This is a genomic window from Hymenobacter taeanensis (assembly GCF_013137895.1).
Classification (GTDB): Bacteria; Bacteroidota; Bacteroidia; order Cytophagales; family Hymenobacteraceae; genus Hymenobacter; species Hymenobacter taeanensis.
In genome coordinates this window covers 740,244-755,457 of record NZ_CP053538.1, presented here as the reverse complement: position 1 = coordinate 755,457, position 15,214 = coordinate 740,244, and the positions used below count along the sequence as shown (strand labels likewise).

11 protein-coding genes are annotated in these 15,214 nt (G+C 55.2%); 5 read left to right on the top strand and 6 right to left on the bottom strand.

What is annotated here, in order from left to right; genetic code table 11:
- Window positions 1–16: 16 nt before the first annotated feature.
- Window positions 17–2,218: a DNA helicase RecQ gene (recQ, locus tag HMJ29_RS03155; RefSeq protein WP_171593244.1), complete on the bottom strand. Its 2,202-nt coding sequence runs from the start codon at window positions 2,216–2,218 to the stop codon at window positions 17–19.
- Between the two features lie 164 nt (window positions 2,219–2,382).
- Here recQ and HMJ29_RS03150 point away from each other — a divergent pair, with 164 nt between their 5' ends.
- From HMJ29_RS03150 to HMJ29_RS03140, 3 genes are all read left to right on the top strand, one after another.
- Window positions 2,383–3,360, top strand: a complete 978-nt coding sequence (locus HMJ29_RS03150; protein WP_244678749.1) for a KpsF/GutQ family sugar-phosphate isomerase — start codon at window positions 2,383–2,385, stop codon at window positions 3,358–3,360.
- 168 nt (window positions 3,361–3,528) lie between these two features.
- Window positions 3,529–4,656 carry a mannose-1-phosphate guanylyltransferase gene (locus HMJ29_RS03145; protein WP_171590120.1) on the top strand — a complete coding sequence of 376 codons (1,128 nt, stop codon included), beginning with the start codon at window positions 3,529–3,531 and terminating at the stop codon, window positions 4,654–4,656.
- Window positions 4,656–5,189, top strand: coding sequence for a hypothetical protein (locus HMJ29_RS03140; protein ID WP_171590119.1), 534 nt, complete (start codon window positions 4,656–4,658; stop codon window positions 5,187–5,189). Before HMJ29_RS03145 ends, HMJ29_RS03140 begins: the two co-directional genes overlap by 1 nt.
- Window positions 5,190–5,257: 68 nt before the next feature.
- Here the strand turns inward: HMJ29_RS03140 and rlmB are convergent, their stop codons facing one another.
- From rlmB to HMJ29_RS03115, 5 genes are all read right to left on the bottom strand, one after another.
- Window positions 5,258–6,196, bottom strand: coding sequence for a 23S rRNA (guanosine(2251)-2'-O)-methyltransferase RlmB (rlmB, locus tag HMJ29_RS03135; RefSeq protein ID WP_366671037.1), 939 nt, complete (start codon window positions 6,194–6,196; stop codon window positions 5,258–5,260).
- Window positions 6,160–7,434, bottom strand: a complete 1,275-nt coding sequence (locus HMJ29_RS03130; RefSeq protein ID WP_171590118.1) for a GWxTD domain-containing protein — start codon at window positions 7,432–7,434, stop codon at window positions 6,160–6,162. The genes rlmB and HMJ29_RS03130 overlap by 37 nt, the downstream gene beginning before the upstream one ends.
- A 196-nt stretch (window positions 7,435–7,630) precedes the next feature.
- Complete coding sequence (locus HMJ29_RS03125; RefSeq protein WP_171590117.1) at window positions 7,631–10,615, bottom strand: protein O-mannosyl-transferase family; 2,985 nt, start codon at window positions 10,613–10,615, stop codon at window positions 7,631–7,633.
- 292 nt (window positions 10,616–10,907) lie between these two features.
- Window positions 10,908–11,435, bottom strand: a complete 528-nt coding sequence (locus HMJ29_RS03120) for a T9SS type A sorting domain-containing protein (protein WP_171590116.1) — start codon at window positions 11,433–11,435, stop codon at window positions 10,908–10,910.
- A 288-nt stretch (window positions 11,436–11,723) separates the two neighbouring features.
- Window positions 11,724–12,485: a biotin--[acetyl-CoA-carboxylase] ligase gene (locus HMJ29_RS03115; protein WP_244678742.1), complete on the bottom strand. Its 762-nt coding sequence runs from the start codon at window positions 12,483–12,485 to the stop codon at window positions 11,724–11,726.
- A 42-nt stretch (window positions 12,486–12,527) separates the two neighbouring features.
- Between HMJ29_RS03115 and rsfS the strand changes: the two genes are divergently transcribed.
- Window positions 12,528–12,920 carry a ribosome silencing factor gene (gene rsfS, locus HMJ29_RS03110; protein ID WP_171590114.1) on the top strand — a complete coding sequence of 131 codons (393 nt, stop codon included), beginning with the start codon at window positions 12,528–12,530 and terminating at the stop codon, window positions 12,918–12,920.
- Between the two features lie 100 nt (window positions 12,921–13,020).
- Window positions 13,021–15,141, top strand: a complete 2,121-nt coding sequence (gene ftsH, locus HMJ29_RS03105) for an ATP-dependent zinc metalloprotease FtsH (RefSeq protein WP_171590113.1) — start codon at window positions 13,021–13,023, stop codon at window positions 15,139–15,141.
- The last annotated feature ends 73 nt before the right edge of the window (window positions 15,142–15,214 follow it).

The following is a 15,214-nucleotide window of genomic DNA, read 5'->3' as shown; positions in this document are numbered from 1 at the left end:
CGTTTCGTTGAGGCAATTAGTTAGCGTATTCGCTCAGGAATTTAATGCGCATCAAACGCAAATCTTCCTCGGTGTAGTCATCAGAGCCCAGCTCTTTCAGGGCTACCGCAATATTATCGGTACTGGCTTGCAAAAAGTATTCGGTAATTTCTTCCTGGCGGTCTTGGTCCAGCACCCCATCAATATAGTAATCGAGGTTGAGCTTGGTGCCCGAGTAGCAGATGTGCTCAATCTCCTCCATCAGCTCCCGCATATCAATGCCCTTAGAAGAAGCAATTTCCTCCAGGTCCATTTTCTTATCGATCTGCTGAATGATGTAGATCTTGATTTTAGACTTATTAACGGCCGATTTTACTACCACATCGGCGGCTGTTATAATGTCATTTTCATCCACGTATTTCTGGATGAGAGCTAGGAAGGGCGCCCCAAACTTCTGGGCTTTTCCCTGGCCTACGCCACCTACGTGAGCCAGGTCTTCCATCTTCACGGGGAAGGTAGTAGCCATCTCTTTCAAGGACGGGTCTTGGAAGAGAACGTAGGGGGGCAGGTTCTTCTGCTGAGCAATTTTCTTGCGCAGCGCCTTCAGCATCTCGAACAGCGTCTCGTCGTGGCCCGCTGCCTGCTGGACTTCTTCTTGTTCCTGTTCTTCTTTCACCTCTTCCTCGTAGTTGTGGTCCTGAGTGAGCTTGATCGAATGTGGGTTCTCAATAAAGTCGATACCCTTCTGCGAGATCTTAATTACGCCAAAATTCTCGATATCCTTTTCCAGGTATCCTGCCAGCAGTACTTGGCGCAATAAAGAGTGCCAGAACTGAGCATCGTGGTCCTTGCCCTGGCCATATACCGGTAGCTGGTCGTGGCCATAGCTCTCCACGTGGGGGTTATTCATCCCCATCAACACCGTTCCAATATGGTCGAGGCCAAAGCGCTCCTCCGTCTGCACTACGGCTTTAAGGGCCATTACCACCTCGTTCTTGGCCTCAAAACGGGCCCTGGGGTGTTTGCAGTTGTCGCAGAAACCGCAGTCGGTAGGATAGCTCTCGCCAAAGTAATGCAGCAGCTGCTTACGGCGGCACACTGCCGAGTCGGCGTAGTTGGCCATCTCCTGCAGCAACAGCTTGGAGTTATCGCGCTCGGTTACGGGCTTGTCTTTGTTAAATTTCTCCAGCTTTACAATGTCGTCGTAGCTGTAGAACATCAGGCAGTCGCCCTCCAGGCCGTCGCGGCCGCCGCGGCCGGTTTCTTGGTAGTATCCCTCAATGCTCTTGGGCGTGTCAAAGTGAATCACGAACCGCACATCGGGCTTATCAATGCCCATCCCAAAGGCAATAGTGGCCACAATAACGTCGCAGTCTTCGTTCAGGAAGGCGTCTTGGTTAGCCATGCGCACGTGCGGGTCAAGGCCGGCGTGGTAGGGGAGGGCCCGCACGTCATTCACGCGCAGCAGCTCCGCAATTTCCTCTACTTTCTTGCGGCTCAGGCAATACACAATGCCCGCTAAACCCTTGCGCTGCTTCACGTACTGAATCAGCTGCTTCTTGGTGTTGTGCTTGGGGCGCACCTCGTAATAGAGGTTGGTGCGGTTGAACGAGGTCTTGAACACCGAGGCGTCGTCCATCTGCAGGTTTTTCTGAATATCCTGCTGCACCTTGGGCGTTGCGGTGGCCGTGAGGGCAATAACCGGCACCTGCACGCCCAGGCCGTCAATAATGCTGCGAATCTTGCGGTACTCGGGACGGAAGTCGTGGCCCCACTCCGAGATGCAGTGAGCTTCGTCAATAGCCACAAAGGAGATAGTAGCCTTCTGCAGAAACTCAATGGTTTCTTCCTTGGTCAGCGACTCCGGCGCCACGTACAGCAGCTTTACCTCGCCGCTGATAACGTCCTTCTTCACCTTGTTCATTTCTGACTTCGACAAGGTCGAGTTCAGAAACTGAGCATTTACCCCAAACGCATTTAGCTGATCTACCTGGTTCTTCATCAGGGCGATAAGCGGTGAAATCACGATGGCCGTGCCAGGCAACACCAAGGCCGGGAGCTGATAGCACAAGCTCTTGCCTGCCCCAGTGGGCATAATCACGAAGGTATTGTTGCCTCGGATGACGTTTTGGATAATATCCTCCTGCACGCCCCGGAACTGACCGTACCCAAAAACTTCCTTTAACTTGCCTTTCAGATCAGCCTCTTGCTTCACTTGAATTTTCACGGCGGCTGGCATAGACATCCTCACTTGCGCTGATTGGGGTTGCAGACTGGAGTACATACTTGAAGTTGCATTCCTAATCTAGACAAAATTAAGATAGAGAGCACAGTGCGGCCACAGATAAAGCCATTTAGCATCGGTTAGCCGCCTCTTCTTTTCTATTTGATATCAAATTTAGATTGAAACAGCAGAACGACCCCATCCTGATTGCAAAAAAAGTGCTTCAGCAAGAAGCTGAGGCTATTCAGGGAGTAGCCGATGTTATAGGCAACAGCCCGGATTTTGCACAATGCGTAGCTGCTATTCTCTCTTTACGTGGTAGGGTGGTAGTAACTGGCATTGGGAAAAGCGCCCACATTGCAGGCAAAATGGTAGCCACGCTAAATTCTACGGGTACTCCGGCCCTGTTTATGCACGCCGCCGACGCCATTCACGGCGACTTAGGCATGATTCAGGCCGATGATTTCGTCATTGCCATCAGCAAGAGCGGCGACACGCCCGAGATAAAAGTGCTGGTGCCTTTGCTCAAGCGCAAAGGAGTGCCGCTGGCCGCCTTGGTCAGCAACGCTGAATCATATTTGGCAGTGCAGGCCAATTACGTGCTGCACGCCCCCGTAACCCGCGAGGCCTGCCCCCATAATCTGGCACCTACCACCAGCACTACTGCCGCCTTGGCCCTGGGCGATGCGCTGGCGGTATGCCTGCTGGAAAGCCGCGCTTTTAGCCGGCAAGACTTTGCCCGCCTGCACCCGGGAGGTACCTTGGGCAAAGAGCTCTACCTTAAAGTGGGGGACCTCAGCCGCCAGAACCAGCAACCCCGGGTGCGCGATGATGCCGCCCTGAAAGAAATAATTCTGGAGATATCAGGCAAGCGCCTTGGTGCCACGGCCGTGCTCAATACCCAAGAAGAACTGGTAGGCATTATAACTGATGGCGACCTGCGCCGTATGCTTACCACCTTTGAAGGCCGGCTAGACGCCGTCAGGGCCCTTGACATTCTAACCCCCGCCCCCGTTACCATCGATATCGACGACTTTGCCGTGGAAGCACTAGCCCGCATGCAGGCCCGTAATATCACCCAGCTAGTAGTAACCGATGACGGGCGCTTCTGCGGGTTCATTCATCTGCACGATTTGCTGCGGGAAGGACTGGTGTAGCATCTGCCGGACAATAAATGTGCGTGTATGCATGCGAGTTTGTTTATTGCCTGCTTAGTTTGACCGCTCAGTTGGGGTTTGGCTAGCTAGGCCAGTCGGGTTTACTAGTCAGCCGCGGCTACCTTACACTTCATTTTCACCACCGTAGGGACTTTGCGCCCTTCACCTATGGAACAGCACACCTACCTCGTGGTCATGGCCGGCGGCATTGGCAGCCGCTTCTGGCCCTTTAGCCGGACGCATCACCCCAAGCAATTTCATGATGTGCTAGGTATGGGTCGCTCCATGTTGCAGCTCACCGTTGATCGATTTCGGGGAATCTGCTCCCCCGAAAATGTATTCGTGGTCACGAACCGCGACTACACCGACCTGGTGCAACAGCATTTACCGGAGCTGCCCCCCAACCAAATTCTGGGGGAGCCCATTGGGCGTAACACGGCCCCGTGTATTGCGTACGCCAGCTACCGCATTGCGCAGCGCGACCCAGAGGCGGTGATTATTGTGACGCCCGCCGACCACGCCGTGATGCACGAGGAAAACTTCCGGGAGGCTATTCGCACGGCGTTGGGCGCGGCGCAGAAGCACAATGTGCTAATCACGCTGGGCATTCAGCCTTCACGCCCCGACACGGGCTACGGTTACATTCAATTTATTGATGAAGATGTAAACCCAAAGACCGTGGCAGCGGCGAAGGGAGGTGAGCAAAGCACCTTTCCTAAAGGGCTATTTAAAGTTAAAACCTTCACGGAGAAGCCTAATCTGGAGCTGGCGAAGATGTTCGTGTCCAGCGGCGACTTCCTCTGGAACTCCGGCCTGTTCGTATGGCGGGCCGATGCCATCATCAGCGCCTTTCACCATTACCTCAGCGACATTGCTGAGGTGTTTGATGAGGGAGCCAACGACCTCGGTACCGAGCGCGAAGAAGATTTTATTACCCGCGCCTACACGCGGTGCCGCAACATCAGCATTGATTACGGCGTGATGGAAAAGGCCGATAACGTGTATGTGTTGCCCGCCGACTTTGGCTGGAGCGACCTAGGTACCTGGGACTCCCTGCACCGCATGGGCCACCACGATGCCGACGAGAATGTGGTTGATGGCAACGCCCTGCTGTATGACACCCGTGAGTGCGTCATCAAAACCCCCTCTGAGCGCCTCGTGGTAGTGCAGGGCCTAGAGGGCTTTATCGTGGCCGAATACGACAACGTACTCCTGATCTGCAAGCGTACTGAAGAACAGCGCGTGAAGGAGTTCGTGGCCGATGTGAAATCGAAAAAAGGCCTCGGCTATAACTAATGAGCCTGCGAATACTGGTGGTTGCTGCTCCACTATGGCTGGGTATCGGCAACCCGGTCCGTCAGGCAAAACCTGCACCCGACGTGTTACGCCGGCCTGGAGAAACAACCGTATTTTCGTTTGTGACGGGCAGGGGCAAAACCGTTTCGCTCTGTGAGGGCCCGAAAAGCGCCTACCTAGTGTACCGCTTCGGCACGGCATCTAAAACAGAGCTGCAATATCCAGCAGTTCTTGATGCTAGTAGCTGGAGTAAGTTTACGTACTTCAGGTATTTTCGGGGCGGAGGGGTAGCCAACGCCGGGCGTGAGGAGTATAGGCTGTCCTTCCGAAACGGAAATGTTGAATATCAGCTTTATGATCTGACTCACGCGGAAGCTGGCAAAGACGGCAATGAAGAGTACCCGCGCGAGATAGGTATTGATGTTTCTGCTGCTAAGGGTACAATCACTGGGAAGGAGTCTACTTCACGTGGTGGCCTAGGGCTAAGCGAGGAGCAACGCGAGCGGGTGACAATAGATGAAGGAAGCTTTTGAGCAATAAATAAAGCCCGTCACTACAAAGCGTTGCTAAGTAGTGACGGGCTTTATTTGATGGAGCAGCACTATGCTCCCTTCACTAGGCGCTGGCGCAGCACTTCATAGAGCATGATGCCGCTGGCAACCGACACGTTCAGGGAGCTGATCTGGCCCGCCATGGGAATGCGCAGCTTATAGTCGGCTATCTGGAGATACTCGGGGCTGATGCCGTCTTCCTCGCTGCCCATGAGTATAGCAAGCGGGCCGGTAAGGTCAACGGCCCCGGTTTCAAGGCTGGCGTCGGTCTTTTCGGTACAGGCCACCACTTGCACGCCGGATTCGCGAAGGAAAGTAAGCGTGTTCTTAAGGTTGGCCTCGCGGCATACCGGAATAAGGTTTAGCGCGCCGGCAGAAGTTTTAAGCGCGTCGCCGTTAATCTGAGCGGCGCCGTGGCTGGGCACTACAATGGCATGCACGCCTAGGCACTCCGCGTTCCGGGCAATTGAGCCGAAGTTGCGCACATCCGTGATACGGTCTAGTACCAGCAGCAACGGGGTTTTGCCCTCTTCGTACAAACCTGCCAGAATGCTGTCCAGGGGCATGTAGTCGATGGGCGACACGTAGGCCACTGCCCCCTGGTGGTTTTTCTTCGTGATGCCATCGAGCTTCTCAATCGGCACCATCGACATAGGAATATTGGCGGCCTTGGCCAGGGCCTGAATATCCTGCGTCATAGAATTCTTCGTGCCCCGGAGCAGAAAGATCTTGTCCAGCGTGCGGCCCGCATTAAGCGCTTCTAAAATGGGGCGCAGGCCAAAAATCATGTCAATGCTCCGGTCGGCGGCGGGGCGGTGGGGGTAGCGCGGCTTGTCGTCGCGGCCGCCTTCAGGGCGCCGGGCGGGGCGGTCGTCGCGGCCTTCGCCATCCCGGGCCGGGCGGCGCGGCGTCACAGGCCGATTCTCAGAATCAAAAAATTGGCGACGCTCATTTAGCGGCCGGTCCGGACGGTTATTCCTTTTCTCCATTGCTCGACGGCGGCATACCAGAGACGTTCGTACTCGGGGCGGCGCACCAATTCATAGTGTTCAGGAGCAAAGGTACTTGGTTTAGCGCGGAACGTATAGGTCGCTGCTCGTTCTGGGTCGCTGCGGTATACCCATTGCTCCTGGCCCGCTTCTCTGTACACTGATTCAGGTGGCCCCAGCACCAAATACAGTAGGCCCCGATCGGTGAGCCAACCGGCTTTATGCGCTGAAAATAAGCGGTTCGCCTTCATCACCCGGCCGTAGTATGTCCGGATAAGCTGCTTCGCTACGGCTTGGTTGCCGGCCGCTAGATCGAGCCAGAATTTGTCAACGGCTTTCTTAGGGTCGGGCGCGTCAAACAATTTTTTGCGCTCGGCAGAAGTAGTCAGGAAAGTAAGGGGGGCAATTAATTCATCGGCGGAGGTAATTTCCGGGTAGCTGTTGTCTTCCACCAGTAGGCCACTCCAGGGGGCACTGCTGCCCGCTTTCAGTAAGTATAGCCCGCTGGGAAGACGCACTACCTGGTTGGGAGAGAAGGAGGCTGAATCTGTGAGAGCCAGGGTGCGAGGCAGTGCCACTGCCGCCGGGTTCGACATGGGCGGCAGAGCAGGCTGGGAGCTCAGGGGGTAGCGCCGGGTTTGCAGGGGCTGCTCAGGGCCGTAGCTGGCAATTTTAAAGGTTTCGCCAGTGTGCAGGTAGGGCCGAAGTAATGGCCGGTCTAGTGAGTCAGTGAGAATGTAAGGCTTATGTAACCGGGCGGCTGTGATAGTTAACCAAAGAGCGCCGTCGGTATAATCGGGGTTGGCAGGCGGGGTGGCAGAACCGCTGGCTGGTAGCTTACTGGTTGAGGCACTGGCAGCCGCTGGCACCAAGCTGGGTTGTATACTGATGATCTGCCCAACCGGCACGCGGCTCATGGGCACCGCCACATCAACCCATGTACCAGCTGGCTCCTGCCGGAAATGGCCTGGCTGCAGCTGTACGGGGTATTGCCACTTCGGCTGCTTGGCAGTATAGCTGGCCCAGGCTGCTACGTACATCACCTGGCCAGGCCTAAAGTGGTTGCCCGGAAACCGCAGGAACAGGCGTAGGCTGTCGTCCTCGCGGCGGGTGTCTACCACTATCTGGCGGTCGGGCCGATACTGCTCGGCGAAGTCGCGGCGTGGAGCGGCCCACAGGGCCGTAAAGCTGCTCAGACTGAGCACTAGGGATAGCAGGAAGGAGGTAGCAGCTTTCACAGAAAGATAAAATAGGCTTGTAACCAAGGTACGTAACCAATGAGGGACATGGCCAGACTCATAAAGTTAGAGTTTAAGGTGGTACCTGAGTTAGGAGGTGAAACAGCTTTCTTACTAGCGCTCTAGGCCACTCTAAACAACATAAAAAAGCCCGCTCCTGGTTGAGAGCGGGCTTTTTTACAGTAATAAGTCTACCCTACTGACGCATGTACTGCTGAAACAGGCCTAGGGCTTTGGCCGCGCGCTGCTCATCGCCAATTTGCTGGGCGGCGCGCCCCACACTGTTCAGGGAGAGCAGGTAGGTTTGATATTCCTGGTCGAACATGGCGCTGTTATGGGTGCTATAGTACGCCAGGGCTTGCTCAGCGCGGCCCGTCATGGTGTCCATAATTTCAGTGGCGCGCTGCCTTTCGCCTACGGCTACCAACGCCGGAATGAATTGCGGCACATAGTAGTCGTACGGAATGGCTTTGTCGGGCATCACGGCAAAGCACTTGTCAATGGCTTGCTTGGCCCGGGTTTTGTCGCCGGCAGCCAACAGGGAGTTAGCCAGGCGCGAGAACTTGTCGCGGTAGTTGGCCGGGAAACGCAGGTGGTTCTCGTCGTAGAAGATGTTCGGATCATTCAGCCCCCGGTAGGTGAAAGTCTTCATTAGCTTCTCGTACATCAGGTCATTGGTCACGTAGCCTTCTTCGCCGCGGGGCTCGTAGTTCGGGTCGAGGGCCGGCAGGATGCGGTAGGCCATACCTTCCAGCTGGAAGTAGGGCTGCAGGCCCATGAAGTCACGAGAGTCAACGGTGCTGGAGAAGTACACGGGGCGCTGCCAGTTGTTGGTGGCCAGAATATCCAGAATCACGAGGCTTTTCTTCTCGATGGCGCTCTTGCTCACTTCCCATTCCATGCGGGGCACCAGTTGCCTGCGGCGCTCGGCCGGAATGATGCCCATCTTATACACGGCCGCCGTATCAATGGGCAGATAGAACTTGCGTGAGGGGAACGACAGCAAGGACTTTGTGCCGTCGCCGTAAGATACTTTCAGCAGGTCGCTGTTCTGGTTCACGAGCTGCATGAACTGGCGCACGTCTATCTCCTTTACGGCCGGGTTTTCGGCGTAGGGCAGGTAGTCGTTGGTGCCTTGAGCGTAGTTGGCATTGTCCATCGAGATGGGCAACGGCTGCGACTTATAGGCGCGGCGCTTCATCTGATCAATATACCAGTCAGTGTTCAGGTAGCTTAGTACGGCTACGCGCACGTCGGTCCGGATGCCTTCCACTTCCTGCGCGTACCAAAGCGGGAAGGTATCGTTGTCGCCGTTGGTGAACAGAATGGCGTTCGGAGCGCAGGAGTTAAGCAGGTTCTTCGCCGAGTCAACGGAGTTATAGCGGTCAGAACGGTCGTGGTCGTCCCAGCCCTGGGCCGCCATAATGCCCGGAATCACTAGGCCTAGCAGCGTGGCTACAGCAGCCCGGGCAGTATCGGCCTTGAGGGCGGTTTTCAGCAAGTCGGCCAGCGCTAGTACGCCCAGGCCTATCCAGATGGCAAAGGCAAACGTGGCTCCCGCAAAGGTGTAATCCCGCTCGCGGGGCTCAATGGGCGGCTGGTTGAGGTAAAGAACAATGGCCAGACCCGTAAACACGAACAGCAGGCCTACGATGAATGCGTTGCGGCCGTCGCGGCGCACCTGGTAAAACAGGCCCAGGATGCCGAGAATGAGGGGCAGAGCAAAGAAATTGTTACGGGCTTCGCTATCGGCAATACGTTCAGGCAAGCCTGCACTGCTGGCGCCGGGCCACAAAATGCCGGCCTGCTGAATGTCGCTTTCGCGGCCCACGTAGTTCCACATGAAGTAGCGCCAGAACATGTGGCCCATCTGGTAACGCGTCAGGAAGGAGAGGTTTTGGCCCATCGTGGGCTTCACGCCTTCCTGAATATCCACCCACTTCTTGTAGTAGATCATGTGCAGCGGATCGTTGCTGTACAGGCGGGGCAGCAGCATCTTATCCTCGGGGCGGTACTCCAGCTCGGGGCGGTATTCTGCCACCACGTACTTGTCGCCCTTGCGTACGTAGCGAGGAGCCCCCTCATTCTGGGCAACGGGCTGGGCGTTAAACTGCGGGCCGTACAGCAAGGGCCGGTCGCCGTACTGCTCGCGCTTCAGGTAGCTCACGAAGGACAGCACATCCTCCGGATCGTTTTCATTAATAGTGGGGTGGTAGCTGCTCCGGATGGGTACAATCAGGTAAGACGAGTAGCCAATCAGGATAAACACGAAAGCTAGCATGGCCGTGTTCAGCAGACGGCTGCGGCGCTGAAACGACTGCCGGAAGCCAAACCAGATCAGGCCCACGAATACCACCAGGAAAATCACGAGGCCCCAGTTGAAGGGCAGGCCAATGGTATTCACGAAGAACACCTCAAAGTTGCCCGCCAGCGTAGGCAGGCCCGGTATAATCCCGGCCAGAATCAGGCCTACAATTACGCTGCTCAGGGCCAGCGTAATAATGCCGCCCGTGAGGGTGGGGTTGTTGGTACGACGGTAATAGTAAATGAAGCCCAGCGCCGGAATGGCCAGCAGGTTCAGCAAGTGCACCCCAATGCTGAGGCCAATCACGTAGGCAATCAGAATCAGCCACCGGTCCGAGTCGGCCTCGTCGGCGCGGTTTTCCCACTTCAGCATCAGCCATACCACCGCCGCCGTGCACAACGACGACATAGCGTACACCTCGGCCTCCACGGCATTGAACCAAAAAGAGTCAGAGAAGGCGTAGGCCAGGGCGCCCACGGCACCGGCCCCCAATATTAGCCAGGTTTGGCCGCTGGTAGGCTCCAGATTACGGTCATCGTGCATGCCAGGGCGGTGCAGCACCAGCTTCTTGGCCATCATGGTAATGGTCCAGAACAGAAACAGCACCGTGAAGGACGAGCTCAGGGCCGAGAGCATGTTCACGAGCACTGCTACTTTGGTGCCATCGCCAAAGGCCAGCAGCGAGAACAGGCGGCCCAGCAGCAAAAAGGTGGGGGCTCCCGGAGGGTGCGGCACCAGCAGCTTGTAGGAGCAGGCTATAAACTCGCCGCAGTCCCAGAATGAGGCGGTGGGCTCTAGGGTGAGAATGTAGGTGAGGGTGGCAATGGCAAATACCAACCAACCCAGTAGATTATTCAGGCTTTTGTAACTCCGCATAAGGAATGAGTAGGGGCGGGGCGAGGTCCGCCCGTCGCAGCACGACGGGGTTTAAGTCAGAGATAAGGAAATCAGTGAAAGACCAAAAGTAGACAATAACTAGCTAGACAACTCCTATCAATCAACCAACGGGGCAAACGTACTCTACCAACCTGCTGAAGTTGCTCAACCAACCCGAGGGCCCACAAACCAACAGCGCCTCCCAAGGTGGGCAGCAAGCCTCTGAGAGTCAGCAATAAAAAAGGCAGCCCCGGTAAAGGGCTGCCTTTTTTGTAGAGAGCAAGCAACAGGCCTAGTTTTGAAGAACCAGACGCTTGGTGCTCATTACTTTGTTGTCGAGCACGAGGCTGTAGAAATACATGCCAGGGGGCAAATCAGAAAGGTTGAGAGCCATGCCACCATCGGCTGCCTCAGGGCGCAGTGAAACCGTGCGCACCTCCCGCCCAATAATGTTGTTCAGGCGCAATTTGTAGTCGGCGGTGAATTTCTGGCCTAGCGAAACGGTTACAAGGCCACGAGCCGGATTAGGATATACCGATAGCGTGGGAGCTAAACCGCGAGCGGCAGAGCTGGGAACAGCCACTGTTGGAGCTTGGGTAAAGCTCTGCTCAAGATTCAGAAAAGAAACGGTAGGGGTAGTAAAGCTGTATTGAGGCAGCGTGTACCAAGTGCGCGTTTCATGTTTCGTTAGCAGATAGCTTGCCTTGTCAGTGTGCCAGGGCAAAGCTCCTCCCGGACGATGCGTAACGGTAGCCGCCACTATCGGCAACTGCATAAGCAGAAGCAAAGCCAGAGAAAGAGAACGAGTAAATATGTTCATGGCATTAAGTCAGAAAAAGCAGCCGCTAAAAGCGGTGTATAAAAAATAGCAGGCAATATTTTTTGCCAGAATTGGCAACCAACTTTCCTGTGTATTACAATTACAAGCACCATGCCCGTTTTTGCCGAGCCAAGAACTTATAAACCGTAGATGATTAGTTAGAGCGAATAGTTGCCCTTAAGGTTTAAAAACTATACGCTCAGCCAAAACTAATCGTTGGCTTAAGGTATGCAGAAAACTTTGTCATTACCTGCTCTCTCAAAGGTAGAGCGAAAAATTAAGCTTAGCTTATATATACCGGATTTCCTTAAGGTCAAAAAAACGGAGTTGGCCATTGATCTGTACCGCCAGCCGTCCGGCTTCATCCACCCCAACTAGTACGCCACGCACATGGCGCCCATCCACTTCATACTCATGCTCTTCCTGATAGCGGTAAAGTACCCGCAAGTACTCTTGCCGTAGGCCACCTACCCGGCCAGCTCGCAGTTGCAGATAACGACGTTCCAGGCTTTCCAGCAGCCGGGCAGCCATGGCAGCCAGGGAGTAGGCGTGGCCAGTGAGCTGAGCCAGTGAGGTAGCCGTTGTCACACCAAATTCCCGCTGGTTGATATTTAATCCTATTCCTACGATGCTATACTGAATCTTCGGGCCCTGAAGTGTGTTCTCAATCAGGATGCCGCCCAGCTTTTGGCTTCCATAAAAGATGTCATTCGGCCACTTGATTCGTAGGGCAGGATCGGGGCCAAGCAAAGCGGTTGCCCAGTCGTGAATGGCTAGTGCAACGGCTTGGCTCAGCTGGAACTGATCAGCGGCCGGCAAAAATGTGGGCTGCCAGACCACCGACATCGTCAGGTTTTCCCCCGGGGCAGCTTCCCATTGGTTGCCCCGTTGGCCTCGGCCAGCGGTCTGTTTGTCGGTAATGACACAGCAGCCATCCGTGGCCCGGTTTTGGACAGCCAGCTGTTGCGCCTCCGTGTTGGTGGAGGCACATTCGGGCAACCAGACAAGCTGTTGGCCCGTGAAGAGAGTTTGGGGGGATATAGCGTCCACCTGATTTTCGTACTTTGTGACGTTCAAACCTAACAATACCCCATGAAAAGTACCCTGGTTCGGCAGGATTCGGACAAGTTGGCAGATGTAGTAGTACGCGGCATGCAAGAGAAGAAGGCAGCCGATATCGTGGTACTCAACCTAAAAGATTTAAAAAATGCTGTAGCAGACTATTTTATTATCTGCTCAGCTTCCTCTGATACCCAGATTGACGCTATTGCGCGCTCAGTTGAAGAAGAAGTAGAAAAGCTCACCGGCCAAAACCCCTGGCAGACCGAGGGGCGCATGAACCGTGAGTGGGTGTTGCTTGACTATGTGGATGTGGTAGTACACGTGTTCCTGCGCGACCGGCGGCAGTTCTATGCCCTCGAGGAGTTGTGGGGCGATGCTGAAATCACGCACGTAGAAGAAGAAACTGCCGCTTCGGTAAAGTAAACGCTGGCTGTTTGCGTCTAGGTAGCTGAGATGGTTCTGCGCCAACAAACCCAGCGTTGGCGTGTTCCGCTTTTGTTTTTCGCTTTAGTAATTCTTATACATGCCTGATACAAGCCCTAAAAAGAAAAAGCCCATGCTGCCCAACCCCGCGCCACGGCCCGGAATGCAGCTTTGGGTGCTGACGGGGCTGGTAGTCTTCATCCTGGGGATGATCTACCTTAACCGCAGCACCACCCTGATAGAAATTAAACAGCGGGACTTTGAGCAGATGCTGACCGCTGGCGATGTGGCCGACGTAGCGCTGGTGAACGACCGGCAGGTGAAGGTCACGCTCAAGCGCGAGGCCTTGACCAAGCCTGAGTACAAGCAGAAGCTGATGTCTCGGGGCCCGCTGACTACCACTAACGACCCTGGCCCTCAGTTTGGCTTCCGGGTAGTAGATGGTAAAACCTTCAAAGCCGACCTCGACAAGCTGCAGGCTACGCTGCCCGTAGAACGGCAGGTAGGCCTACGCGTAGCCGATGAAACCAGCTATGGCGACTACGTTACCACCTGGGGCTTTATGCTCTTGCTGTTCGTGGGCTTCTGGTTCCTGATGCGTCGGATGAGTGGCGCTGGTGGTCCTGGCGGACAGATATTCAACATTGGGAAATCACGCGCTGCTTTGTTTGAAGGCGGCGACAAGGTGAAGATTACCTTTAAGGATGTAGCTGGCCTGGAAGAAGCGAAAGAAGAGGTGCAGGAAATTGTAGAGTTTCTGAAGAACCCTTCTAAGTTCACCATCCTCGGTGGTAAAATCCCGAAGGGTGCCCTGTTGGTAGGTCCTCCTGGTACCGGCAAAACCTTGCTGGCAAAGGCCGTAGCCGGCGAAGCCGACGTGCCGTTCTTCTCGCTGTCGGGCTCCGACTTTGTGGAGATGTTCGTGGGGGTAGGTGCAGCTCGGGTACGTGACCTGTTTAAGCAGGCCAAAGCCAAAGCGCCCTGCATTATCTTCATTGACGAAATTGACGCTATTGGTCGGAGCCGCTCGCGTGGCAACGTACCCGGCGGCAACGACGAGCGCGAAAACACGCTCAACTCTCTGCTGGTAGAAATGGACGGCTTCGGTACCGACTCAGGGGTTATCATCCTGGCTGCTACCAACCGCCCCGATACCTTGGACTCTGCTTTGCTCCGTCCGGGCCGTTTCGACCGTCAGATCTCCATTGATAAGCCCGACATCAACGGCCGCACGCAGATTTTCAACGTGCACCTGAAGCCCCTGACCTTGGGCCCCGATGTAGAAGCTAAGAAGTTGGCTGCTCAGACGCCTGGTTTTGCCGGTGCTGAAATTGCCAACGTCTGCAACGAAGCCGCCCTGATTGCCGCCCGCCGCGACAAGAAGATGGTAACGATGCTCGACTTCACCGATGCCGTTGACCGCGTAATTGGCGGCCTAGAGAAGAAAAACAAGATCATTAGCCCCGGCGAAAAGAAGATTGTGGCCTACCACGAGGCGGGTCACGCTATTGCGGGCTGGTTCCTGGAGCACGCTGACCCATTGGTGAAGGTGAGCATTGTACCGCGTGGCGTTGCTGCCCTTGGTTATGCGCAGTACTTGCCCCGCGAGCAGTTCCTCTACAACACGGAGCAGCTCATGGACGAAATGTGCATGACGCTGGGTGGCCGCGCTGCGGAAGAGTTGGTGTTTGGTAAAATTTCTACCGGTGCCCTGAGCGATTTGGAGCGCATCACCAAGATGGCCTACAGCATTGTAACGATGTATGGCATGAACACCAAGCTCGGCAACATCTCTTACTACGACTCGAAAGGGCAGAATGAATATGGGTTCTCGAAGCCGTATTCAGAAGCTACCTCGCAGATGATTGATGAGGAAGTACGTAGCATCATCGAAGGCGCGTACATCCGGACGAAGGAACTACTCACGGAGCGCCGTCATGAGCTGGAGGTAATTGCCAAGGAGTTGCTGGAGAAAGAAATTCTGCAGCAAGATGACTTGGTTCGTTTGGTAGGTCCGCGCCCATTTGACAGCCAGACCACTTACCAAGCGCACATGGCCGGCACCGACCGTAGCGAAACGCTGAGCGAGCTGAAGCAGGAGCACCCCGGTGTACCATTGGGCAACGACTTGCCTGATCTGAACCTGCCCGGCATCGATAGCCAGAATGATTCAGCTGGTACTACCACTGAGCCGAGCGGCAGCGCCGTAACGCCGGTTTAGGTGATTGTCAGATTAAGTAATAGAAAAGGGAAGCTCCGTAGAGCTTCCCTTTTCTATTACAGGCCTACGCACA